The organism is Pelomonas sp. Root1237 (assembly GCF_001425055.1).
Lineage (GTDB): Bacteria > Pseudomonadota > Gammaproteobacteria > Burkholderiales > Burkholderiaceae_C > Pelomonas.
This window is the reverse complement of record NZ_LMDK01000016.1, coordinates 306915-329270: the sequence shown is the minus strand read 5'-3', so window position 1 is coordinate 329270 and position 22356 is coordinate 306915. Positions and strand designations below refer to the sequence as shown.

General features: G+C 65.5%; 21 protein-coding genes. 14 read left to right on the top strand and 7 right to left on the bottom strand.

Features of this window, described 5'->3' with window-relative positions; translation table 11 throughout:
• Positions 1–22: 22 nt before the first annotated feature.
• From ASC91_RS14355 to ASC91_RS14290, 14 genes are all read left to right on the top strand, one after another.
• Positions 23–535 (top strand): winged helix DNA-binding protein, encoded by a 513-nt coding sequence (locus ASC91_RS14355; RefSeq protein WP_056197829.1) that lies wholly within the window; start codon positions 23–25, stop codon positions 533–535.
• Positions 536–548: 13 nt separating this feature from the next.
• The gene (gene tadA, locus ASC91_RS14350; RefSeq protein WP_056197827.1) at positions 549–1088 is read left to right on the top strand and encodes a tRNA adenosine(34) deaminase TadA; all 540 of its coding nucleotides are present in this window, start codon (positions 549–551) and stop codon (positions 1086–1088) included.
• 267 nt (positions 1089–1355) lie between these two features.
• Positions 1356–2345, top strand: coding sequence for an LD-carboxypeptidase (locus tag ASC91_RS14345; RefSeq protein WP_082532683.1), 990 nt, complete (start codon positions 1356–1358; stop codon positions 2343–2345).
• Between the two features lie 150 nt (positions 2346–2495).
• Positions 2496–4685, top strand: coding sequence for an ABC transporter substrate-binding protein (locus tag ASC91_RS14340; protein ID WP_056199576.1), 2190 nt, complete (start codon positions 2496–2498; stop codon positions 4683–4685).
• Complete coding sequence (locus ASC91_RS14335) at positions 4685–5668, top strand: ABC transporter permease (protein WP_056197825.1); 984 nt, start codon at positions 4685–4687, stop codon at positions 5666–5668. The genes ASC91_RS14340 and ASC91_RS14335 overlap by 1 nt, the downstream gene beginning before the upstream one ends.
• Before the next feature lie 73 nt (positions 5669–5741).
• Positions 5742–7181 carry an ABC transporter permease gene (locus ASC91_RS14330; RefSeq protein WP_056197822.1) on the top strand — a complete coding sequence of 480 codons (1440 nt, stop codon included), beginning with the start codon at positions 5742–5744 and terminating at the stop codon, positions 7179–7181.
• A complete protein-coding gene (locus ASC91_RS14325) occupies positions 7174–9021 on the top strand; it encodes a dipeptide ABC transporter ATP-binding protein (RefSeq protein WP_056197820.1) in 1848 nt (615 codons plus the stop codon). The genes ASC91_RS14330 and ASC91_RS14325 overlap by 8 nt, the downstream gene beginning before the upstream one ends.
• A gap of 224 nt (positions 9022–9245) precedes the next feature.
• Positions 9246–11924 (top strand): TonB-dependent receptor, encoded by a 2679-nt coding sequence (locus ASC91_RS14320; RefSeq protein ID WP_056197818.1) that lies wholly within the window; start codon positions 9246–9248, stop codon positions 11922–11924.
• 67 nt (positions 11925–11991) lie between these two features.
• Positions 11992–12693 carry a 2OG-Fe(II) oxygenase family protein gene (locus ASC91_RS14315; protein ID WP_056197816.1) on the top strand — a complete coding sequence of 234 codons (702 nt, stop codon included), beginning with the start codon at positions 11992–11994 and terminating at the stop codon, positions 12691–12693.
• A 425-nt stretch (positions 12694–13118) separates the two neighbouring features.
• A complete protein-coding gene (locus tag ASC91_RS14310) occupies positions 13119–13760 on the top strand; it encodes a hypothetical protein (protein WP_056197813.1) in 642 nt (213 codons plus the stop codon).
• 79 nt (positions 13761–13839) lie between these two features.
• Entirely contained in the window at positions 13840–14664 is an 825-nt protein-coding gene (locus tag ASC91_RS14305; RefSeq protein WP_056197812.1) for a MotA/TolQ/ExbB proton channel family protein, read from the top strand.
• A gap of 38 nt (positions 14665–14702) precedes the next feature.
• Complete coding sequence (locus ASC91_RS14300) at positions 14703–15128, top strand: biopolymer transporter ExbD (protein WP_056197810.1); 426 nt, start codon at positions 14703–14705, stop codon at positions 15126–15128.
• A gap of 15 nt (positions 15129–15143) precedes the next feature.
• Positions 15144–15584, top strand: a complete 441-nt coding sequence (locus ASC91_RS14295) for a biopolymer transporter ExbD (RefSeq protein ID WP_200955287.1) — start codon at positions 15144–15146, stop codon at positions 15582–15584.
• A gap of 81 nt (positions 15585–15665) precedes the next feature.
• Entirely contained in the window at positions 15666–16925 is a 1260-nt protein-coding gene (locus ASC91_RS14290) for a hypothetical protein (RefSeq protein WP_157281626.1), read from the top strand.
• Positions 16926–17231: 306 nt separating this feature from the next.
• Here the strand turns inward: ASC91_RS14290 and ASC91_RS14285 are convergent, their stop codons facing one another.
• From ASC91_RS14285 to ASC91_RS14255, 7 genes are all read right to left on the bottom strand, one after another.
• Complete coding sequence (locus tag ASC91_RS14285) at positions 17232–17990, bottom strand: 3-hydroxyacyl-CoA dehydrogenase (RefSeq protein WP_056197804.1); 759 nt, start codon at positions 17988–17990, stop codon at positions 17232–17234.
• Between the two features lie 107 nt (positions 17991–18097).
• On the bottom strand, positions 18098–18751 hold the full coding sequence (gene adk / locus ASC91_RS14280; RefSeq protein ID WP_056197803.1) for an adenylate kinase: 654 nt from the start codon (positions 18749–18751) through the stop codon (positions 18098–18100).
• Positions 18752–18850: 99 nt separating this feature from the next.
• Positions 18851–19621: a 3-deoxy-manno-octulosonate cytidylyltransferase gene (gene kdsB, locus ASC91_RS14275; RefSeq protein ID WP_056197801.1), complete on the bottom strand. Its 771-nt coding sequence runs from the start codon at positions 19619–19621 to the stop codon at positions 18851–18853.
• A gap of 59 nt (positions 19622–19680) precedes the next feature.
• Positions 19681–19896 (bottom strand): Trm112 family protein, encoded by a 216-nt coding sequence (locus tag ASC91_RS14270; protein ID WP_056197799.1) that lies wholly within the window; start codon positions 19894–19896, stop codon positions 19681–19683.
• Positions 19896–20939 carry a tetraacyldisaccharide 4'-kinase gene (gene lpxK, locus ASC91_RS14265; RefSeq protein WP_082532682.1) on the bottom strand — a complete coding sequence of 348 codons (1044 nt, stop codon included), beginning with the start codon at positions 20937–20939 and terminating at the stop codon, positions 19896–19898. Before lpxK ends, ASC91_RS14270 begins: the two co-directional genes overlap by 1 nt.
• Complete coding sequence (locus ASC91_RS14260; RefSeq protein WP_056197797.1) at positions 20905–21321, bottom strand: biopolymer transporter ExbD; 417 nt, start codon at positions 21319–21321, stop codon at positions 20905–20907. Before ASC91_RS14260 ends, lpxK begins: the two co-directional genes overlap by 35 nt.
• A 179-nt stretch (positions 21322–21500) precedes the next feature.
• Positions 21501–22118 carry a MotA/TolQ/ExbB proton channel family protein gene (locus tag ASC91_RS14255; protein WP_056197795.1) on the bottom strand — a complete coding sequence of 206 codons (618 nt, stop codon included), beginning with the start codon at positions 22116–22118 and terminating at the stop codon, positions 21501–21503.
• Positions 22119–22356 lie beyond the last annotated feature (238 nt).

Here is a 22356-nt window from a genome sequence, read left to right as displayed (position 1 = left end):
TTGTATTCGAGACGTGTTTATCATGTCAATCATGGTTCGCAGCATCGTGTCTTCCTCGCATCTGGTGTCTGAAAAGAGCGCCGAGCTGTCGGAGTTCGAGTTCGGCCTCATCGTCGTCAGCAATGCCTTCAACCGCTGGATGGTGCGCTGCATGGCCGCCGCCGGCATGAAAGACCTGGCGGCGCTGGACATTTCGCTGCTGCACCACGTCAACCACCGCGACCGCAAGAAGAAGCTGGCCGACATCTGCTTCGTGCTGAACGTGGAGGACACCCATGTCGTCGCCTACTCGCTGCGCAAGCTGGTCGGCATGGGGCTGGTGAGCAGCGAGAAAATCGGCAAGGAGGCCTTCTTCTCAACCACCGAGCAGGGCCAGGCGCTGTGCGAGGCCTACCGCCAGGTGCGTGAGCGCTGCCTGATGGAGGCGCTGGCGGACAGCGGCCAGCAGAACCAGGACATCGGCGACAGCGCGCAGCTGATGCGGTTGCTGTCGGGGCTTTACGACCAGGCGTCTCGGTCAGCGGCATCGCTCTAAACTGCCTGCCTTCATGACAGTGCCTATCTTCACGCCAGCCGACGAGCAAGCCATGCGGCTCGCACTGGACCAGGCGCAGAACGCCTGGCTGGTGGGTGAGGTCCCGGTGGGCGCCGTCATCATGCGCGGTGATCAGGTCATCGCCACCGGCTACAACCGCCCGATCACGACGCATGATCCGACGGCCCATGCCGAGATCGTCGCGCTGCGCCACGCCGCCACTTTGCTGGAGAACTACCGCCTGCCCGAGTGCGAGCTCTTCGTGACGCTGGAGCCCTGCGCGATGTGTGCGATGGCGCTGATGCATGCGCGCTTCAAGCGCGTCGTGTTCGCGGCGCGCGACCCGAAGACGGGCGTGGCCGGCTCGGTCATCGACTTGTTCGGCCAGGCGCAGCTCAATCACCACACCGCCGTCGAAGGCGGGCTGTTGGCGGACGCGTCGGCGCAGCTGCTGCGCGACTTCTTCACCGAACGCCGCGAGGCCGCACGTGCGCGCCGTGCCGAACGTCAGGGCTTGATCCCGACCGGCGAAGCGACCGAACTGGACGAATAGGGCCTGTTGAAGCCAAGGAAGTCGGATGCGTTGCCACTCAAAAGCCCGCGAGCAAGGCGCGAAGTCGAAGCTGGGGTTGATCCCAGCGAGGCTTCGCAACGCCGCGCGCGGGCTTTTGAGTGACAACCCTTCGGGAGAGGGCCTGCACGGGCTCATGGCGTTGTTGTGCGCCTGGCCTGGGCATGAGCCCAGGCGGCGTCGCACGCCTAGCCCTGCACCCGCGCAAGCCCTCTCGCACCGATTTCCTTGACTTCAACAGGCCCTTTGATGACCTCACTCACGTTGTTCACGCCGTCGGGTGTCCTGGCCAAGGCCGAGCCGCTGAAGCGCGCCGCCAGGCGGCTGACGCAGCTGGGCTTCGAGGTCAGCACCGACGCCGATGCGCTGGCCAAGCATCAACGCTTCGCTGGCGACGACGCGGCGCGCCTCGCGGCCCTGCATCGCATTGCCGATGCTGCGCCTTCGGTGGCACTGGCCACGCGTGGTGGCTACGGCCTGACGCGCCTGCTCGACCAGCTCGACTGGGGCCGCATCGCGCGCAGCATCGAGCAGGGCACGCGCTGGGTCGGCTACAGCGACCTCACCGCGCTGCAGAACGGCCTGATCGCCCGCCACAAGGGGCTGTCCATGTGGGCCGGGCCGCTGGCTTGTGACGACTTCGGCCGCAGTGAGGCCGATGGCGGTGTCGACGAGGTCACCCGCGATTGCTTCCTGGAAGCCATGAGCGGCGCGCTGGAGGCCGTAGGCTTCCGCGAGCCGACCGGTGGCTTCGACGGCCTGGAGGCGCGCGGGCGGCTCTGGGGGGGCAACCTCAGCGTGCTGTGCTCGCTGCTGGGCACGCCGCACTGGCCCAAGGTCAAGGGCGGCATCCTGTTCCTCGAAGACGTCAACGAGCATCCCTACCGCGTCGAGCGCATGCTGCTGCAGCTGCAGCAGGCCGGCGTCATCGATGCGCAGGCCGCAGTGCTGCTGGGCGACTTCAGCGGCGCAGCCAAGTCGCCGCTGGATCGTGGTTATGGCATCAAGGACGCCGTCGCCGCGCTGCGCGCCCGCACCAAGACGCCGGTGCTGACGGGACTGCCTTTCGGCCATGTGCGCACCAAGGTCTGCCTGCCGGTCGGTGGCACGGTGGAGCTCTATGTGCAGCGGCGCGAGGCCATCCTGGGCTGGCAGTCGGACCCGCGCCTGGCGCACGGCGCGCATCACCACGATGACGACTGCGGCGACGACTGCGGTCACGACCATCACCATCACTGAAGTCACCCCGGGTTTTCCTCGCCGCTTTCTCGGGGGCGGGCAGCGTTGTATAGACGAGTGCCCGACTATGATTCCCGCTATCGCCTCGGCCTGCCGCCGGGGCGCTTGTCGTTTGAGGGTGTCGGCGTGGCGGGAGTTTTCGGTTGGGCGGTGAGAGCCTTGAGCGCGTTGGCGTTCGGCCTGCTGTCCGGTTGCAACAACAGCCCCCATCCTCTCGGCGCCGAGCGCGAGAACACGCTCTACATGGCCTTTGCCGAGCGCTCGCCGCGCTATCTGGATCCGACCTCGTCGTACACGGCCCCCGAAAGCACCTACACCTACGAGATCAGCGAGCCGCCCTACGGCTACCACCCGCTGAAGCGGCCCTACACGCTGATCCCACGCGCGGCCGCCGGACTGGCGCAGCCCTACTACCTCGATGCCAAGGGCCAGCGCCTGCCCGACGACGCGCCGGACGAGCAGATCGCCGAGGCGGTCTACGACATTCCCATCCGCCCGGGCCTGAAGTGGTCGCCCCACCCGGCCTTTGCGAAAGACGCCAAGGGCGGCTACCTCTACCACCACCTCACGCCCGGCGAGCTGGGTGACAAGCGCAGCCCCTTCGATTTCAAGCAGCTGGGCACGCGCGAGGTGGTCGCCGAGGATTTCGTCTATGCGCTCAAGCGCCACGCCAACCCGCGCATCGAGACCCCGGTCCAGGCCGTGTTCTCCGAGCATGTCCTGGGCCTGAAGGACTATGTTGCGCAGATAAAGCGCGAAAGCGCCAGCCAGCTGGCCGGCCAAGCCGAGAGCCTGGCGGACAAGCCCTTCCTGGACTTGCGCCGCTGGCCGCTCGCCGGTGCTCAGGCCGTGGGCGACCACCTGCTGCGCATCCGCCTCAAGGGCCGCTACCCGCAGTGGCGCTACTGGCTGGCCACCAACTTCACGGCCGCCATCCCCTGGGAGGTGGACGCCTTCTACGCCCAGCCCGGCATGGCCGCCAATTCGCTGACCTGGAATCAGTGGCCGGTGGGCAGTGGCCCCTTCATGATGACGGAGTATGTGCAGGACCGCCGCCATGTGATGAGCCGCAACCCAAACTATCGGCCCGACACCTACCCCTGCGACGGCAGCCCCGGCGACGCTGAGGCCGGGCGGCTGGCGGATTGCGGCAAGCGCGTGCCCTTCGTCGACAAGGTCGTGGCCATCAACGTGAAGGAGAAGGTGCCGATCAAGGAGCTGTTCAAGCAGGGCTATCTCGACCTGCCCGAGATGGACCGCGCCGACTGGGGCGTGAACCTCGCGGTCGACCGCGACGACTCCGACGAAGTGCGAGCCTTCTTCGAGCAGCGTGGCTTCCAGCTGCCGATGGATGTCGACATCAGCAGTTGGTACCTCGGCTTCAACTGGCTGGACCCGGTCGTTGGCAAGGGCGACACGCCCGAACAGCAGAAGCGCAACCGCGCGCTGCGCCAGGCCATCTCGATTGCCATCGACTGGGAGGAGGGCTATGGCCGCATCTTCCGCGACAAGGGCGGCGACGCGGCCCACGGCCCCATCCCGCCGGGTGTGTTCGGATCGAAGGAGGGCGAGCCCGGTGAGTTCAACCCGGTGACGCACACACTCGTCAACGGCAAGCCCGTGCGCCGGCCGCTGCAGGACGCCCTCAAGCTGATGGCCGAAGCCGGCTACCCCGACGGCCGTGACGTGAAGACCGGCAAGCCGCTGGTGCTGAACTACGACTTCCAGCGCGTCATCACGCCCGAACTCAAGGCCGAGAACGACTGGATGGTGCGCCAGTTCGCCAAGCTCGGCATCCAGCTCGACATCCGTGCGACCGACTTCAACCAGTTCCAGGAAAAGATCCTCAAGGGCAAGCACCAGATCTTTTGGTGGGGTTGGTTCGCCGACTACCCCGATGCCGAGAACTTCCTGTTCCTGCTCTATGGGCCCAACAGCAAGAGCCTGCACGAGGGCGAGAACACGGCCAACTACGCCAACCCGGAGTTCGACCGCCTGTTCCGCAAGCTGCAGTCGCTGGAGGACGGGCCTGAAAAGGCGCGGGTCATGGCGCAGATGAACGACGTCGCCCGCCAGGACTCGCCATGGGCCTGGGGTTTCTGGAGCTACTCTGGCGTGGCTTTCCAGCGCTGGGTGCACAACGGCAAGCCGGGCGTCGTCGTGCGTGACCGCGCCCGCTACCTGCGCGTGGATGCGCAGGAGCGCACGCGCAGCATCGCCGAGTGGAATCGGCCGGTCTGGTGGCCGCTGCTGCTGCTGGCAGGCGGTGGGCTGGCTGTCTTCATCGCGACGCGTCGCGCCTGGCAGGCCCGTGAACAAGCCACCGAGAGGAAAGCCTGATGCTGGGCTTCATGCTGCGCCGCCTGGGCTATGGCCTGGCCATCCTCGTCGGTGTCAATCTCTTCACCTTCTTCCTGTTCTTCTCGGTCAACACGCCCGACGACATGGCACGGCTGAACATCGGCGGCAAGCGCGTCACGCAGGAGCAGATCGAGAAATGGAAGACCCAGCGCGGCTATGACAAGCCGCTGTACTTCGACGCCAGCAAGCCTGGGGCGGAGCGCGTTACGCACACCATCCTGTGGGACCGTTCCATCAGCCTGTTCGCACTGGACTTCGGCAAGAGCGATGCGCGCCAGGCCATCAACATCGGCCACGAGATCAAGGTGCGCATGGGCGTCAGCCTGCAGCTGGCACTGCCTCTGTTCATCCTGCAGGTCATCGTCAGCATCGCCTTCGCGCTGCTGCTGGTGTTCTTCCGGCACAGCAAGATCGACTTCTGGGGCGTGGTGCTGTGCGTGCTGATGCTGTCCATCAGCAGCCTGTTCTACATCATCGTCGGCCAGTTCCTGTTTGCGCGTGTGCTCAGGCTGGTGCCGATGAACGGCTTCGCGCCGGGGCTGGATGCGGTCAGGTTCCTGGCCCTGCCCATCCTGCTGTCGCTGCTGTCGCGGCTGGGTGGCGAGGCGCGGCTGTACCGCGCGATGTTCCTGGAGGAGATGGGCAAGGACTATGTGCGCACCGCACGCGCCAAGGGCCTGAGCGAGGGCCGGGTGCTGAGCCGCCATGTGCTGCGCAATGCCCTCATTCCCATCATCACCAGCGCCGGCAGCTATCTGCCCTACGTTTTCCTCGGCAGCCTGGTGTTCGAGAGCTTCTTCGGCATACCGGGCCTGGGTGCCTTCGTCATCGAGGCCATCACGGGTCAGGATTTCGCCATCGTGCGTTCCATGGTCTTCCTCGGCGCGCTGCTCTACATCGCCAGCAATGCGTTGATCGACATCGCCTACACCTGGGTGGATCCGCGGGTGAGGCTTTCATGACGATGGCCCTCACGTTCACTTCGTTTACTGCCCCCCGAGGGGGCGCTCATGCCCTTCGGACGGCCGCGCGGACATGAAACTGGTGCTGCTCTGGACCGACATCGCGCTGTGGCTGGTGGCAGCGGCCGTCGTCGCTTACGCGTTGCGGGTGAGGCGCCAAGCCAATCTGCGTGCGACGTGGCGGCGCGTGCTGCGTGATCCGGTCGCCGCGTGTGCCGGCGTTGTCATGGCGCTCTTCCTGCTCCTCACGCTGGCCGACAGCATCCACCTTCGGCATGCGCTGCTGTCGGGCCAAGGTGAGGCCGCCGTCTACGACACGCGCACGCTGTCGCTGCTCGACCTGGTCCTGCAGCGCCAGATCGGCATGCGTGAGGTCAGCTACTCATTGCCGCTGGGCACACGTGGCTTCAACAAGGAAAGCGTCACCGACGCCCAGGGCCAAGTGAGCCGCGACTACCCGCGCCTGCAGTTCGGTGGCGCGCACCTGACCGACCCGGCGACGCAATGGTCGGCCGACGTCGTTGCGCGCGCTGGCCTGGGCCTGGCGGGCGGCCTGCTGGCCGTCGGGGTGATGGTCGTTCTGACCGCCGCGGCCCTGGCCCGTCATCACGGTGGCTGGCGCCACGGGCTGGCCGATCTTGCTGCCGACCGCACCTACTACCCGCTGCGTGCCATGCTGATCATGCTGGCCGTCATCGCGCTGCTGGCCGGGCCCGTCATCGCGCTGATGCCGCACTACCACGTCTTCGGCACCGACCGCACCGGCAATGACGTGCTCGTGCAAGCCCTCAAGAGTGTGCGCACGGCCTTCGTCATTGGCGCGCTGGCTACGCTGGCCACACTGCCCATCGCGCTGCTGCTCGGCGTGCTGGCCGGCTACTACAAGGGCTGGGTCGACGAGGCCATCCAGTACCTCTACACGATGCTGAGCTCGGTGCCCAATGTGCTGCTGATCGCCGCCTGCGTGCTGATGGTCCAGGTCTTTCTGGACAAGAACCCCGAGCTCTTCGAGACGGCCGCCGAGCGCTCGGACCTGAAGATGCTGATGCTCTGCCTCATCCTCGGCCTGACCGGCTGGGCCGGCCTGTGCCGCCTCGTGCGCGCCGAGACCTTGAAGCTGCGCGAGCTTGACTACGTGCAGGCGGCGACGGCCTTTGGCGTCGGCGACTTGGCGATCATGGCCCGCCACATCGTGCCCAACGTCATGCACCTGGTGCTGATCACGGTCGTGCTCAGCTTCTCCGAACTCATCTTGTACGAAGCCGTGCTGACCTATGTCGGCGTCGGCGTCGACCCGGTCATGAACAGCTTCGGCAGCATGATCAACCTGGCCCGCGCCGAGATGTCGCGCGACCCGGTGGTCTGGTGGAGTTTCGCGGCGGCCTTCGGTTTCATGGTTGGCCTGGTGTTGGCGGCCAATCTGTTTGCCGATGGCGTGCGCGACGCTTTCGATCCCAAGGCCCGCTCCACCCGGCCGCGCGTCTTCCAGCGCAAGGGGGTCGCCGATGCTTGAGATCGACGACCTGCGGGTCCAGCTGGATGCCGACGCGGGCCTCGTGCGTGCCATCGACGGCCTGCATCTCGCGCTGACGCGCGGCGAAACCTTTGCGCTGGTCGGCGAAAGCGGCTGCGGCAAGAGCATGACGGCGCTGGCGTTGATGCGCCTGCTGCCCGAGAACGGCCGCATCGCCGGCGGTGCCGTGCGCCTGGACGGGCAGGACCTGCTGGCTCTGCCCGAGAGCCGCATGCGCGAGGTGCGCGGCGGCCGGGTGTCGATGATCTTCCAGGAACCCTCGACCAGCCTGAACCCGGTCATGCGCGTGGGTGACCAGATCGTCGAGGCTATCGAAGCCCATACGCCGCTGCGCGGCACCGCGGCGCGTGCCAAGGCCATCGACTGGCTGGCCCGGGTCGGCATTCCCGAGCCGCAGCGCCGCATCGACGACTACCCGTTCCGCCTGTCGGGCGGCCAGAAGCAGCGCGTGATGATCGCCATTGCGCTGGCGGCCGAGCCGGAGTACCTGATCGCCGACGAGCCGACGACGGCGCTGGACGTGACCATCCAGGCGCAGATCCTCGACCTGATCCGCGACCTGCAGCGCGAGCGCCAGCTCGGCGTGCTGCTGATCACCCATGACCTGGCCGTCGTCAGCGGCATGGCCCACCGAGTGGCGCTGATGTATGCGGGCCAGATCATCGAGGTGGCGCCAGCCGCCGAGTTCTTCGCGGCGCCCAAGCACCCCTATGCCCGGTTGCTGCTGCAGGCTTTGCCCGGTGCTGCCCGGCGCGGCGAGCCGCTGGCGGCCATCGCCGGCACGGTGCCGCCGCTGTGGATGGCATTCGCCGGTTGCCGCTTTGCGCCGCGTTGCGACAAGGCCATGAGCCACTGCGCAACCACCGCACCGGCGCTGGCCGAAGAAGGCCCGCAGCACCAGGTGCGCTGCCTGCTCTACAGCCAGCCGGGCGAGGCCTTGCCGCGAGAGCCTGTGGTCGCCAGGGTGTTGATGGCAGCGGCGCCGGGGCAGGGCGAGCCGCTGCTGGACGTGCGCGACCTGTGCGTGCGCTTCGCGCTGAAGGCGCCGCTCTTTCACCGCGGCCCGCGCTATTTCAACGCGGTGGACGGCATCAGCTTCCAACTCCATGCCGGCCGCACGCTGGCCCTGGTCGGCGAATCCGGTTGCGGCAAGACGACCTCGGGCAAGGCCATCGTGCAACTGCTGCGCCGACAGGCCAGCATCAGCGGCCAGGCTCTCTTCGAAGGCCAGGACCTGTTCAAGCTGGGCGGCCCGGCGCTGCAGCAGGCGCGGCGCTACATCCAGATCATCTTCCAGGACCCGTTCGCGTCGCTGAACCCGCGCATGCGCGTCGCCGACGTGCTGGAGGAGGGCTTGATCGCGCTGCGCCCCGACCTCGACGCCACCGCCCGCCGCGAGCGCCTGCACACCCTGGTCGACCAGGTCGGCCTGCGCCGCGACGCCCTGCAGCGCTGGCCCCACGAGTTCTCCGGCGGCCAGCGCCAGCGCATCGCCATCGCCCGCGCGCTGGCGGTCGAGCCCAGGCTTATCGTCTGCGACGAGCCGACGTCGGCGCTGGACGTCTCCGTGCAGGCCCAGATCCTCAATCTGCTGCGCGAACTGCAGCGCGAGCAGGGCCTGGCCTATCTCTTCATCACGCACAACATTGGCGTGGTCGAGTACATCGCTGATGAGGTCGCCGTGATGCAAGCGGGCCGCATCGTCGAGCGCGGAAGGTGTGATGAAGTACTCAGACAGCCAACTGCAAGCTTTACGCAAGTTTTACTGAAGGCGGTGCCCCGGTTGGTCTCGATCACGTCGCGCGTAGACAACGGCTAGGGTTTGACACTAGGCCTCGTAACTCCGAGAAACCGTTTCGTATCAATGGCTTACCGCCGATTGGCGCGGTCCTAGGTGCATGTACGGGGAGGGGGGCGATGCTGCGACCGCACAAACTTCCGGCACCCCAAATCTGAGCTGATCGCTCAGGCCAAGGATCGGCCCTACCCAGGGCCAGCACCGCCTCACCACAAAGGCGGGCATCCATCCATTCAGGAGTGTCAATGTTCAAAAAATCCATCATCACCAGCGCCGTCCTGGCCTTGGCCGCAACGAGCGCGCTGGCCCAGGATGCGCAGAAGCTCGAACGCATCGAGGTCACCGGCTCTAGCATCAAGCGCATCGATGCTGAAACCGCGGTGCCTTTGACTATCGTGACCCGAGAGTCAATTGACAAGTCCGGCGCGTCCAACGTTCAAGAACTTGTGGACCGCCTGAGTTCCAACAATGGTGGTGGCCGCTCCCTAGGCGAGTCCATCGGCGACTCGGCTGCCACCGGCCAGTCTGGCGCCTCCCTGCGCGGCCTCGGGCGTGAACGCACGCTGGTGCTGCTGAACGGCCGCCGCCTGGCCATCTATCCCTTTGCAGGCGCTGGCGTCGACTTGAACGCTGTTCCCCTGGCTGCCATCGAGCGAATTGAAATCCTGCGCGACGGCGCGTCGTCCACCTATGGCTCCGACGCCATCGGCGGCGTCATCAATTTCATCACCCGCAAGGACTTCCGCGGTGGCGAGGTGACGGTCAGCTACGAGCAGCCTCAGCACACCGGTGGCACGATTGCGTCGGCGCAGGGCGGCATCGGCTTCGGTGACCTCGCCAAGGACAAGTTCAACATCCTGGGCACGTTCAGCTTCCAGGAATACGACGTCATCCGTGCAGCCGACCGCCCCTTCGCCAAGACCGGCAACCGGCCGGACCTGGGTGTTGTCAAGTCGTCGGGTAACACCTTCCCTGCCAACGCCTATAACGCTGAGACCGGCGCCTACATCCCTGGCGTCGCCGGCTTCCCGAATTGCGCGCCTCCGGACAGCTTCCCTGGCGGCTCCAACTGCCGTTACGACTACACCAGCAAGATCGACATCGTGCCGGCCTCCAACCGCATGGGCGGGTTGCTGCGCGGTACGGCTGAACTGAGTTCCGACCATCTGCTGTTCGCAGAGCTGTCCTACTCGCGCAACGAGATCATCCTCGGCTCTTCGCAAACGCCGTCCAGCACCTCGGGCCGTGACGATTACCTCTACCCCGCGGGCGGAAAGTACTACCCCACCGCTGCTGTGGATGCGTCTTCCAGCAAGGGCTACCGCGGCGACCTCGTCATTGCCTGGCGCATGGTTGACGGCGGCCAGCGTCTGACCAAGGTCACCAACGACATGACCCGCGCCCTGGTCGGCGCCGAAGGCACGCTCGCCGGCTGGGACTACAAGGCCGGCCTGATGCGCGCGTCGTCCAAGGCCATTGAAGACTTCCTGACCGGCAATTTCTCCGACACGGAACTTGTCCGCGTGCTCAAGACCGGCCTCGTGAATCCCTTCGGGCCGAACGACGCCGTCGGTCTGGCCAAGCTGAAAGAGGCCGAGTTGCACGGCAACAACCGGGCCTCAAAGACGACGTTGGACGCCTTCGACTTCTCGCTGTCGCGCGAGTTGTTCCCGATGGCGGGCGGCAACGCCGCCATCGCCACCGGCCTGGATCTGCGCAAGGAGAAATACCTCGACGGCTACTCCGAAATTGCGGGCTCGGGCGACATCGTCGGCGGCTCGGGCACGGCCGGCAAGGTCAGCGGTGAGCGCAAGACGCTGGGCATCTACGCCGAGCTGAACCTGCCTGTCATCAAGAACCTGGAATTCAACGCCGCCGTTCGCGCTGACCGCTACACCGGCGCCAAAGGCGAATCGCGCGACGGCGCGTTCAGCTCGCCCAATCTGTCCTCCACCAGCCCCAAGGTCGGCATGCGATGGACGCCAATGAAGGAGCTGCTGGTCCGCGCCTCCTTCGGCAAGGGCTTCCGTGCACCGGCGCTGGACAACCTTTACGCCCCAGCTGCCTTAACCAACACGGGCGGCAACTTCAACGATCCGTACTACAACACGCTCAAGGGTTGCGCTGGATTCCCCAACACCAACTACTGCGACACGCAGTTGACGGTGAAGAACAACAGCAACCGCGACCTCAAGCCTGAAAAGTCCAAGACCGGCACCATCGGCGTCGTCTTTGAGCCGATCAAAGATCTGTCGATGGAGGTCGGCTACTTCAGCATCAAGATCACCGACGGCATCAAGACTTTGTCGGGCGACGACATCCTGAAGGACTGGTACAAGAACCAGACTGGCCCGACGACCAGCACTTCGGTCTACGCCAACCGGCTTATCAAGAATTCGCAGGGCTATCTCGACTACGTCAACGCGTCTCTCGAAAACGTCGGCCAAGCCACGGCTCAAGGCTTCGATCTGTCTGCCAAGTACCGCATGCGTACCGGTTTCGGTAACTTCACGCCGAACTGGGAAGCCACGGTCGTGACCAAGAGCAGTGAGACCAATGTGGTGACTGGCGACGTCGAGGACAACCTCGGCAAGTACCTGCGCGGCGGCCCGGTGGTTCGCGTCAAGCAAAACTTCAGCCTCGACTGGGATACCGACGCCTGGGCGGCTGGTGTGCGCTACTTCCGTCAAAGCGGGTACCGCGACTACGACGAAGTTCATCACGTGCCGAAGTACGACCTCTGGAGCCTTCAAGGTCAGTACAAGGGCGTGAAGAATCTGACCCTCACGGCCGGCGTTCTGAACCTGCTCGACAAGAAGCCGCCGGTCACGGTCCAGGAAGACTACTTCCAGGTGGGCTTCGATCCGACCTACGCCGACGTCAAGGGCCGCAGCTTCTACGTGCGAGCCAACTACAAGTTCTGATCCGCATCGATCGAACAGAATCCAGCAGGCCTTCGGGCCTGCTTTTTTATTGACGTTCAACCTTTCCATGGACTACATCAATCCGGCTCTCGACCTGAACCAGCTCACTGCACAGTTCGGCCGTGACCGCCGCCTACTGATCCGCGACTTCTTCAAGCCGGATGTCGCCGATGCCTTGGCTCGCGCCGTCGAAGCTATCGACTGGAGCTTGTGCTATCGCGACGCTGAGGGCGACCGTCGGCTGACGGGCGAGCAACTGCGCGGGCTCGGCGAAAACCAGCGAAACCATCTGAGCAACGGCATCATGGAAGTCGCTCGCCGCCAATTTCAGTTCTCCTTTTTTACTGAATCCCTCGCGGATTCATTGAATCGCGGCGAAACCGGGCTACTGGCACGTTTCATACGCTGGATGGCCGATGAGAACTTTCTGAACGTGATGCGCGACATCACCGGCGTGCGGGAGGTCAACCGCGTGTACGCCCAGGCGACGATGTATGCCCCGGGGAGCTTCCTGCTCGCCCACGACGATCACGTTGACATCGAAGACCGACGCCTGGCCTATGTCATCAACCTGACGCGGCAATGGCGACCGGACTGGGGCGGTCTGCTGAACTTCAGCGAGCGCGACGGCACCGTCAGCGACAGCTTCTTCCCGCATTTCAATTCACTCTCGCTGTTTGCAGTGCCGCAAACCCACTTCGTCTCCTATGTGCCGCCGTTTGCCCAGGGCCAACGCAACGCCATCACCGGGTGGTTGATTGCTGCTTGAAAGGGTGGCCTCGCCTGAACCCTCCGGCTTTGTCCGCCTTTTGTGTCCAGATGCATGTAATCGCGCTGTTTCGCTTGCCCGGGTTAGCCCCAGGAAGTCGTGACAAAAGCGACGGCTAAGATGCCGGCATGGCCAGATTTGGCCGGTGGTGTAGTCTCTCGCTGCGCCTGGTTCGTGGCGATGAAACGCGTGCCCGACGGCTCTACTGCCACCGGGCGTTTTTTTTGCCTTGAACAGGTGTAAAGAGGCTTTACACACCGGCGGCACTGCGTGTTTTCGACGAGGCGGAATCGTTGCTTCCGCGATTTAGAATCCACGCCCTTCGGGAACCAGTTCACGGCAGGAGCGCAACTTTCGCCGTGGCGGTGGCCGCTTGTCCGAGAAGAGTCATTGACTGTGATTTGTAGTTGCAAGAAGGAGCGCGCATGAATTTTGCGCAGGAGAAGCAGGGCGCATCCCGGTTCACGGGCTTCGGCATCGTCGTCCTGATCCACGTCGTGGCCATCTACGCGCTGGCCAGCGGTCTGGCTCGCGATATCGTCAAGAAGGTCACCGGTCCCATCGACGTCAAGGTGATCGAAGAGAAGGTCAAACCGCCGCCGCCGCCAGAGAAGGTGGTGCCTCCGCCGCCGGATCTCAAGGCGCCGCCTCCGCCTTTCGTGCCGCCGCCCGAGTTCCAGGTGACCGCACCCGCGCCGCCGGCCCCGGCCATCGTTTCCACGCAGGTTCAACCGCCAGCCGCCGACATTCGCCCGGCACCGCCGCCGGTGGTCGCTGCACCGCCTCCGCCTGCTCGCACAGGCCCCGTCAAGGCGGCCATGGTCTGCACCAAGATGGGCAAGCCTGAAATGCCGTCGGTCAACTGGAGCGGCGAAGCTCTGTACAAGGCTATCGCCACCGTGAAGGCAGGCCGTGTCACAGCCGTTGAAATCACCTCGCAGCGTGGTGGCGTGGATCGCAAGGCGCAGCGCGCCCTGATCCAGGCCATCGAAGCTACTCTGCGTGACACCTACGAATGCCCGGGCGATCACGTGTTCGAGCAGGAGTTCCAGTTCAAGATCGACTAAGAGACCTGCTTAGAACCCGGCGCCAGACCGGCGCTTTCAGAACCGCATCAAAACAGAATTTTTCCTAGGAGTTGACTCCATGATTTCTCGCATCACCGGCTTCCTTGCCGCCATCGCCATGGTCGCGACCCTGGCCGTTTCGCCTGCCCACGCGCAAGATCAGAAGCCGGCCGACGCCGCCTCGGCCGCCGTGGTTGACGCCGCCGCCGCTCCGGCTGCTGCCGCCTCCAAGCCGCAAGACAACCCCTATGGTCTGGCCAACATCGTTGCCCATGGCAACGTTGTCGACCAGGTCGTGCTGTTCATCCTGGCCATGATGTCCATGGGTTCCTGGTACATCCTGGTCGTGCGCCTGTGGGACACGAGCAAGCTGTCCTCCGAAGCCAAGGAAGTCCGCGCCACCTTCTTCAAGAAGGCCAGCCTGGCCGATGGCATCCGCAGCCTGAAGGAAGAAAGCGCCTTCCGCTACATCGCCACCACCGCCATCGAGGCTTCGGAGCACCATGAGGGCGCCCTGACCGAGAACATCGACCACAGCAGCTGGGTGACGATGAACGTCGACCGCGCCGTTGCCGACGTCAACACCAAGATCTCCGCCGGCCTGGGCTTCCTGGCGACCGTCGGCTCGACCGCTCCCTTCATCGGCCTGTTCGGTACGGTGTGGGGCATCCTGAACGCGCTGACCGCCATCGGTCTGGCTGGCCAGGCTTCCATCGACAAGGTCGCCGGCCCCGTGGGCGCCGCGCTGATCATGACCGCTATCGGTCTGGTCGTCGCCGTTCCGGCCGTGCTGGGCTACAACTGGCTGGTGAACCGCAACAAGGGTGTCATGAGCCAGGTTCGTTCCTTCGCCGGCGATCTGCACGGCGTGCTGATGGGCAACCGCTCGGTCGCCAAGCGCTAATTCATCCCTGAGCAGCCGCTCGTAAAGGAGCCAATGCCATGGGCATGAACGTCGGATCCTCTTCCGGCGATGACGAGGTGGTCTCGACCATCAACACCACGCCCCTCGTGGACGTGATGTTGGTGCTGTTGATCATCTTCCTCATCACCGTGCCGGTGGTGACGCAGTCGATCGCGGTGAATCTCCCCAAGGAGACCAACCAGATTCGCGTCACCAAACCGGAAAACATCGAAATCTCGGTCAGCAAGGACGGCGACGTCTACTGGGGTACCAAGCTGATTCCCGACATGGAGGAGCTGGTCAAGCGCCTCGGCAAGGAGTCGGTCAAGAACCCGCAGCCCGAGGTGCATATTCGCGGCGACGACAAGGCGCGCTACGAGTCGGTCGGTCGCGTGATCTTCGCCAGCCAGCGTGCCGGCATCATGAAGGTCAACTTCGTCACCGAGCCGCCGGCTCGCAACTGATCCCAGGAGTCAAACATGGGAATGAATGTCGGAAGTTCGTCGGGAGATGGTGACCCCGAAGTCATGATGGACGTCAACACGACGCCGCTGATTGACGTGATGCTGGTGCTGCTGGTGATGCTCATCATCACCATCCCCATCCAGCTGCATACGGTCAACCTGGACATGCCACCGCCGAGCACGACGCCGCCTCAGCAAGACCCGGTCGTGCACACCGTCATGATCGACTTCGACGGCACTGTCTACTGGGATGAAGCTGCGCTGGCGAACAGCAAGGACGCAGTCGACGCCAAGATGCAGGAAATCGGCGCGATGCCGATCAGCGATCAGCCTGAAATCCATATCAAGCCGAACAAGCTGGTGGACTACGGCGTCGTTGCGGCGGTAATGGCCTCGGCCCAGCGTAACAGCGTCAAGAAGATGGGCATGGTTGGTAACGAGCAATTCGTCAAGTGACGTCTGCGGGACCGCTGACCACGATACTGTGATGCGCGCTGCCCGAAAGGGCGGCGCGTTTTTGCTTTGCAGGAGAGCAAGTTGAAGACTCTGAAAACCATGGTGGCCGTCGCCGTTGGCGCCCTGGCCCTGACCCTGAACGGCGCGCCCGGCGCGGAGTTCGGCTTCAGCCAGGCGGCCGCCCAGGACAGCGTGCGCAAGGAAGTCGGCACGCCGCTGACCGAGGCCAGCAAGTTGGTCAAGGCCGGCAAGTACAAGGAAGCGCTGGGCAAGCTGCGCGATGCCGAAGCCGTGGGTGGACGCACCGCCGGCGAAACCAACGCCATCGAAGGTGTGCGTTTCTCCGCCGCGATGGGCGCCAACGATCCCGACACGATGGCGCGCTCCTTTGACGTGCTCAAAGGCGCGGGCAAGCTGGGCCAGGCCCAGCAGCTGCAGTACATGGAGGCCATCGCTGGCACCTATCTGCGCAACCGCGACAACGGCAAGGCCCTGACCTGGGCGCAGCGCTACTTCAAGGAAGGCGGCAACAGCCCGACCATGAAGCAGGTGCAGCAGAACGCGCAGTTCCTGTCCGGCGACATGACATCGACCATCAAGGACACGCTGGACGAAATCGCTGCCGACGAGCGTGCCGGCCGTGCGCCACCCAAGGACAAGCTCAACCTGCTGCTGTTCGCGGCCCAGAAGAAGGGCGACGGCAACGCGGAATCCGTGGCGACCGAGAAGCTGCTGAACTTCTATCCGGATCCCAAACTGTGGGCCCAGATCCTGGGCGGCCTGCCGCAGAAGAAGAGCTTCGACAGCAGCCGCTACGCGCTGGATCTTTATCGCCTGCGCCTGGTCACGGGCAACATGTCGCGCGGTGCCGAGGACTACATGGAGATGGCCCAGCTGGCCGCTCAGGCCGGCTATCCGGAAGAGGGCAAGCAGGTCGTCGACAAGGGCATGGCTGCGGGCGTGCTGGGTCAGGGAGCCGAAGGCGCCCGCCACAAGCGCCTGGCCGACCTGATGGTCAAGAAAATCGGCGAAGCCAAGGCCGCTGCAGCGGCCAACGAGAAGGCTGCCGCGGATGCCAAGGACGGCAACGAGTTCGTCAAGCTGGGGCTGGCCAATGCCTTTGGCGGCAACGCCAAGAAGGGCATCGAGCAGATCGAACAAGGTATCGCCAAGGGCGATCTGAAGCGCCCCGAAGACGCCAAGCTCTACCTCGGCCTGGCCCACCAGCTGGCTGGCGAAAGCGCCAAGGCACAGGCGGCCTGGAAATCGGTCAAGGGCAATGAAGGCGCCGCTGACCTCGCGCGCCTGTGGGTCATCCAGTCGCGTTCAGCCAAGCGCTGATCGTTGGGGATCTCTAAATGAAAAGGGCCTGGTGCGAACCAGGCCCTTTTTCATTCCGCTGCCCGGCCTGCCATGGGCCAGAGGCCCATGGCCTTCCGTAGGCACAAGCAGTCCGCAGGGACTGCTTGTGTCCGACTCCAGTTCACCGAGCCGGCCCGCTTGGCGATGTGCTTGCGGCTCGATGCCGCAAGCATCGCCGTCCCCTCGGGGGCTGAGGCCGGACACAAGACGCCCAGTGGGCGTCTTGTGCCTGCCGAAGAGTTGCGGCATAGCCGCAGCGCGGTCTGCAAGACCGGACGAGGGGCGTTATTTCGGTGCCAGGCGGATCGCGCCGTCCAGGCGGATGACCTCGCCGTTCAGCATGTCGTTGGTGACGATCTGGTGCACGAGCTTGGCGTAGTCCTCGGGCTTGCCCAGGCGGCTCGGGAAGGGGACGCTCGCGGCCAGCGCGTCCTGCACCTCCTGGGGCATGCCGAACAGCATCGGCGTGCCGAAAATACCTGGGGCGATGGTCATGTTGCGGATGCCGTTGCGAGCCAGGTCGCGGGCGATGGGCAGCGTCATGCCGACCACACCGCCCTTGGACGCCGAATAGGCCGCCTGGCCGATCTGGCCGTCATAGGCCGCGACCGACGCCGTCGAGATCAGCACGCCGCGCTCTCCAGTCGGTTCCGGCTCGTTCCTGGCCATGGCCTCGGCGGCCAGGCGGATCATGTTGAAGCTGCCGATCAGGTTGACCGTGATGGTCTTGCTGAAGGCCGCCAGCGGGTGGGCGCCATCCTTGCCGACTGTCTTGATGGCCGGCGCGATGCCGGCGCAGTTGACGAGGCCGACCAGCTTGCCCAGGCCCGTGGCTGCAGCGACGGCAGCTTGACCATCAGCCTCCTGGCTGACGTCGCATTTGACGAAGAGGCCACCGAGCTCGGCGGCCACGGCCTGGCCACGTTCGGCCTGCAGATCGGCGATGACGACCTTGGCACCGTGGGCCGCCAGCATGCGGGCCGTGCCTTCACCGAGGCCCGAGGCGCCGCCGGTGACGATGAACACCTTGCCTGCAATTTCCATGATGAGGATCTCCTGGGTATGGGGAACGGTTGACGTAAACGTCAATTGTGGACGACAAAAAAGCCGCGGGGCATGCGCGCCGCGGCTTGTTCTTGGGGTGAGAACGCTCAGGCCAGCGCGGCCAGGGCCTTCTTCATGATGTCGTCGACCGAACCGACGCCTTCGATGCGGCGGTACTTGGGTGCATTGGCATCGCCCGTGGCGGCCCACTGCGAGTAGTAGTCGACCAGAGGCCGGGTCTGGGCCGAATAGACATCCAGGCGCTTCTTGACCGTCTCTTCCTTGTCGTCCTCCCGCTGGACCAGCGGCTCGCCGGTCTCGTCGTCCTTGCCCTCGACCTTGGGTGGGTTGAACTTGACGTGGTAGGTGCGGCCTGAGGCCACATGCACGCGGCGGCCGCTCATGCGTTCGATGATGGCGTCGAAGGGCACGTCGATCTCGAGCACGTAGTCCAGCTTGACGCCGGCGGCCTTCATCGCGTCGGCTTGCGGGATGGTGCGCGGGAAGCCGTCGAACAGGAAACCCTTGGCGCAGTCGTCCTGGGCGATGCGTTCCTTGACGAGGCCGATGATGATGTCGTCGCTGACGAGGGCGCCCGAATCCATGACGGCCTTGGCGGCCAGGCCCATTTGTGTGCCGGCCTTGATAGCGGCGCGCAGCATGTCACCGGTGGAGATCTGCGGAATGCCGAATTGCTTGCAGATGAAGGCAGCTTGGGTGCCTTTGCCGGCGCCTGGCGCGCCCAGAAGGATCAATCGCATGGGTCTCCTCGTCTCGTCAGGACTGTGAAAAAGTCCTGCATAAATCAGCGGTCAAGTATCGCATGCGGCCTTATCTGAGCCTGACGCCGCAGACCCGCGTCAACCCTCGATGAGACGCCTCACGCGCTCCAGATCCTCGGGTGTGTCCACGCCTGGTCCGGGCCGCTCGTCGCTCACATGCACGGCGATGCGCTCGCCGTGCCAGAGCACGCGCAACTGCTCCAGCGACTCGATCTGCTCCAGGGGGCTGACGGCCAGCGTGGGGAAGCGACGCAGGAAGCCGGCGCGGTAGGCATACAGGCCGACATGGCGCAGCGCGCCGTTGGGCTGGCCGCCGCCGTCGCGCCACCAGGCGATGGGCGCGCGTGAGAAATACAGCGCACGGCCGGCCTTGTCGGTGACCAGCTTGACGACATTCGGGTTCGCGAACTCAGAAGGATCGGTCAGCGCATGCGCGACGGTGGCCATCACGCAGTCGGCCTGGGCGGCCAGCATCAGTGCGCAGGCGTCGATCATGGCCGGTGCGATCAGCGGTTCGTCACCTTGCACGTTGACGACAACGGCGTCGTCAGCCAGCCCGAGCTGCTCGACGGCTTCGGCGAGACGGTCACTACCGGACGGATGGTCGGCTCGCGTCATCAGCGCGCGCACACCGTGGGTGGCGCAGGCGGCCGCGACTTCGGGCGCATCGGTCGCCACGACGATCTGGCTGGCACCGGACTCGGCCGCGCGGCGCGCCACGCGCACGATCATCGGCAGGCCGGCAATGTCGGCCAGCGGTTTGTTCGGCAGCCGCGTCGCTGCGGCCTTGCCTGGCCGACAGCGCGGCCAGGCGTTCGCCAGGCATGGGATGCCCACAGGGCATCCCATGTCCGGGCTCACTCCCGCCAAGCGGGAGCGAGCTTGCTTGGGGCGGCCCGGCGCGGCGCTCATGGCGCCAGTACGACCGGTGGCGCGGGGGCGTCCGGGTCCCAGGCCTTGGCCTCGCTCTCCAGCATCAGCGGGATGCCGTCGCGAACGGGGAAGGCCAGGCGGTCGGCGCGGCAGGCCAGGGCCGGCAATTCCAGTCCGGCACCTTCACGCAGCAGCGTCAGCGGCCCCTTGCACAGCGGGCAGACCAGCATTTCGATGAGGCGTTGATCCATCAGGCGAGAGCGAAGAGTTTTTGCAGTTGGGTGTCCAGCGCGGCCTCGAAGCCGGCACCGGGCGAGAAGTCTAGCGCCACGACCCAGACGGGCAGGGCGCCGACGCGCTCGGGCGACAGCTTCACGGCGTCTTTCTCGGTCAGCAGGACGGCGGCCGCGTCGGGGGGCCAAGGCAGGCTCCCGAAGTCGGCGTGGTCGGGCAGGGCCAGGCTGTCAAAGCGCAATCCAAGCGCTGCCAGCATGTCGAAGAAGCGCTGCGGCCTTGCCACGCCGGCAACGGCAAGCAGCCCCGGCCGCTCGCGCAAGGCCAGCAGCGTGTCCATCTGCGCCGGTTTGCCGGCCCACCAGTCGGCCAGCGTCACCGCGCCAGCCAGGCGGCGCCCGGCGACGAAGCCGGGCAGGGCGGTGCTCGGCTGCGGCGCGTTGTAGACGACGAGCTCGTCAGCCGCCAGCGTCGCAGGCGGCTGGCGCAAGGGGCCCGCGGGCAGCAGGCGGCCATTGCCCAGGCCGCGCTCATCGAAGACCAGCAAGCTCAGGTTGCGCGGCAGCCGCCAATGCTGCAGGCCGTCGTCGCTGACCAGCAGCTGCAACCCGGGCTCGGCAGCCAACAGGGCGCGCGCCGCGGCGACGCGGTCGCGGCCAACCGCCACAGGCACGCCGCTGCGCAGATGGATGAGCAGGGGCTCATCCCCGACTTCACGGGCCGTCGATACACCAGTGACGAGACGCACGCCGTCACTCTCGCGCCCGTAGCCACGCGAGACGACGCCAGCGCGCAGGCCGCGCGTGCGCAACATCGCCAGCAGGGCCAGCGTCGTCGGCGTCTTGCCGGCACCGCCGACGATCCAGTTGCCGACGACGATGACGGGCACAGGCAGCGTTTCGACGCGCTTGAAACCAATGGCATAGGCCAACCGGCGCAGCGCCAGCAGCGTGCGGTAGAGCCAGCTCAGCGGCAGCAGGGCGACCGACAGCGGCCCGCCGGTCAGCCACTCTTGCTGGAGGCGGTCAGCGAGCGTCGGTTTGGGCAGCGAAGGTGACACGCGTCAGGCCGACACGGCGCGCGGCGTCCATCACGTTGATGACGGCCTGGTGAGGCGTGGCGGCGTCGGCCGAGATGATCAGCGACGCGTCGGCGTTGCCGCCGGAGGCCTGGCGCAGCGCGGCGATCAGGATGTCCACCGAGCGGCCTTCCACCGGCTGGCGGTTGATGACGAAGCGGCCATCGGCGGCGATGCCGACGATGACCTCCTGCGGCCTGTCCTTCAACTTCTCCGCATCGGCCGAGGGCAGGGTGATCTGCAGCTCGGTGAACTTGGAGTACGTCGTTGACAGCATCAGGAAGATCAGGATCACCAACAGCACGTCGATGAACGGGATGAGGTTGATCTCCGGCGGCTCGCGGTGTGGGGAGCGGAATCTCATGATGTCAGTTCATCCGTTGTGTGCAGCGCCTCACGCCGCGGACCGGCGCCGGGCCGCCCCTAGCCGGCCCGCAGGCGATGTGCTTGCGGCTCAATGCCGCAAGCATCGCCGTCCCCTCGGGGGACCGGTTGGGCGCGCCCGCGTTCAGCGGGGCGAGACCAGACGAGGGGCAGTCCATTTCAGGCCGTGTAGCGGCGCAGTTGGCCCAGCAGACGGTCTGCAGCGGCTTCAAGCTCCAGTACATATTCCTCGATGCGGCCGCGGAAGTAGCGGTAGAACATCAGCGAGGGGATGGCAATCATCAGGCCGAAGGCCGTGTTGTAGAGGGCGATGGAGATGCCGTGCGCCAGCTGCGCGGGGTTCCCGCCGCCGGGTGTCTGGCTGCCAAAGATCTCGATCATGCCGACCACGGTGCCCATCAGCCCCAGCAGCGGCGCGGCCGTGGCGATGGTGCCCAGGGTGTTCATGTAGCGCTCGAGCTGGTGCACGGCGCGTCGGCCGGCAAATTCGAACACCAGCCGCAGCTTGCCCTCGGGCATCTGCGGCTCGGCCGTGACGGCGCGCAGGCCGGAAGCCAGCACCTCGCCGAGCAGCGAGTTTTCGGCCAGGCGGTCGACCATGTCGGGCGCGGGCAGTTGCTGGGCGCTGACGTTCATGACGTCCTCCAGCAGCCGCGGCGGCAGGATGCGGCTGGCGCGCAGGCTGGACAGCCTTTCGATGATCAGGGCCAGGGCCACCACGGAGCACAGGAGCAAGGGCCAGATCGGCCAACCGGCGGCTTGTATGATCGAAAACAAGGGCGTCCCCGTCGATAAAAAGGCCAGCAGGCCGGTCACAAAAACGGCCGCTGACGGCCGGATGAGTGCGCGGGATTATGGCCCCAGCCTTGCGCGCCTCGGCCGATCTCCGCCACTGCGAAAGCGTTCTCACAATCCACCGTTACTGTGGATAACTTTGTGGGCAACGCAGCGGCGCTGGCCTGCAGAGGCCGTCAAATCAAGGCCTTGGACAAGTTGCCTCAAGTTTGAGCAGTGG

Bases quoted from the DNA above. Each gene is read 5' to 3' on its own strand.
- ASC91_RS14355 (WP_056197829.1), top strand. From the start codon at position 23: ATGTCAATCATGGTTCGCAGCATCGTGTCTTCCTCGCATCTGGTGTCT.
- tadA (WP_056197827.1), top strand. From the start codon at position 549: ATGACAGTGCCTATCTTCACGCCAGCCGACGAGCAAGCCATGCGGCTC.
- ASC91_RS14345 (WP_082532683.1), top strand. From the start codon at position 1,356: ATGACCTCACTCACGTTGTTCACGCCGTCGGGTGTCCTGGCCAAGGCC.
- ASC91_RS14335 (WP_056197825.1), top strand. From the start codon at position 4,685: ATGCTGGGCTTCATGCTGCGCCGCCTGGGCTATGGCCTGGCCATCCTC.
- ASC91_RS14330 (WP_056197822.1), top strand. From the start codon at position 5,742: ATGAAACTGGTGCTGCTCTGGACCGACATCGCGCTGTGGCTGGTGGCA.
- ASC91_RS14325 (WP_056197820.1), top strand. From the start codon at position 7,174: ATGCTTGAGATCGACGACCTGCGGGTCCAGCTGGATGCCGACGCGGGC.
- ASC91_RS14320 (WP_056197818.1), top strand. From the start codon at position 9,246: ATGTTCAAAAAATCCATCATCACCAGCGCCGTCCTGGCCTTGGCCGCA.
- ASC91_RS14315 (WP_056197816.1), top strand. From the start codon at position 11,992: ATGGACTACATCAATCCGGCTCTCGACCTGAACCAGCTCACTGCACAG.
- ASC91_RS14310 (WP_056197813.1), top strand. From the start codon at position 13,119: ATGAATTTTGCGCAGGAGAAGCAGGGCGCATCCCGGTTCACGGGCTTC.
- ASC91_RS14305 (WP_056197812.1), top strand. From the start codon at position 13,840: ATGATTTCTCGCATCACCGGCTTCCTTGCCGCCATCGCCATGGTCGCG.
- ASC91_RS14300 (WP_056197810.1), top strand. From the start codon at position 14,703: ATGGGCATGAACGTCGGATCCTCTTCCGGCGATGACGAGGTGGTCTCG.
- ASC91_RS14295 (WP_200955287.1), top strand. From the start codon at position 15,144: ATGGGAATGAATGTCGGAAGTTCGTCGGGAGATGGTGACCCCGAAGTC.
- ASC91_RS14285 (WP_056197804.1), bottom strand. From the start codon at position 17,990: ATGGAAATTGCAGGCAAGGTGTTCATCGTCACCGGCGGCGCCTCGGGC.
- adk (WP_056197803.1), bottom strand. From the start codon at position 18,751: ATGCGATTGATCCTTCTGGGCGCGCCAGGCGCCGGCAAAGGCACCCAA.
- kdsB (WP_056197801.1), bottom strand. From the start codon at position 19,621: ATGGGATGCCCTGTGGGCATCCCATGCCTGGCGAACGCCTGGCCGCGC.
- ASC91_RS14270 (WP_056197799.1), bottom strand. From the start codon at position 19,896: ATGGATCAACGCCTCATCGAAATGCTGGTCTGCCCGCTGTGCAAGGGG.
- ASC91_RS14260 (WP_056197797.1), bottom strand. From the start codon at position 21,321: ATGAGATTCCGCTCCCCACACCGCGAGCCGCCGGAGATCAACCTCATC.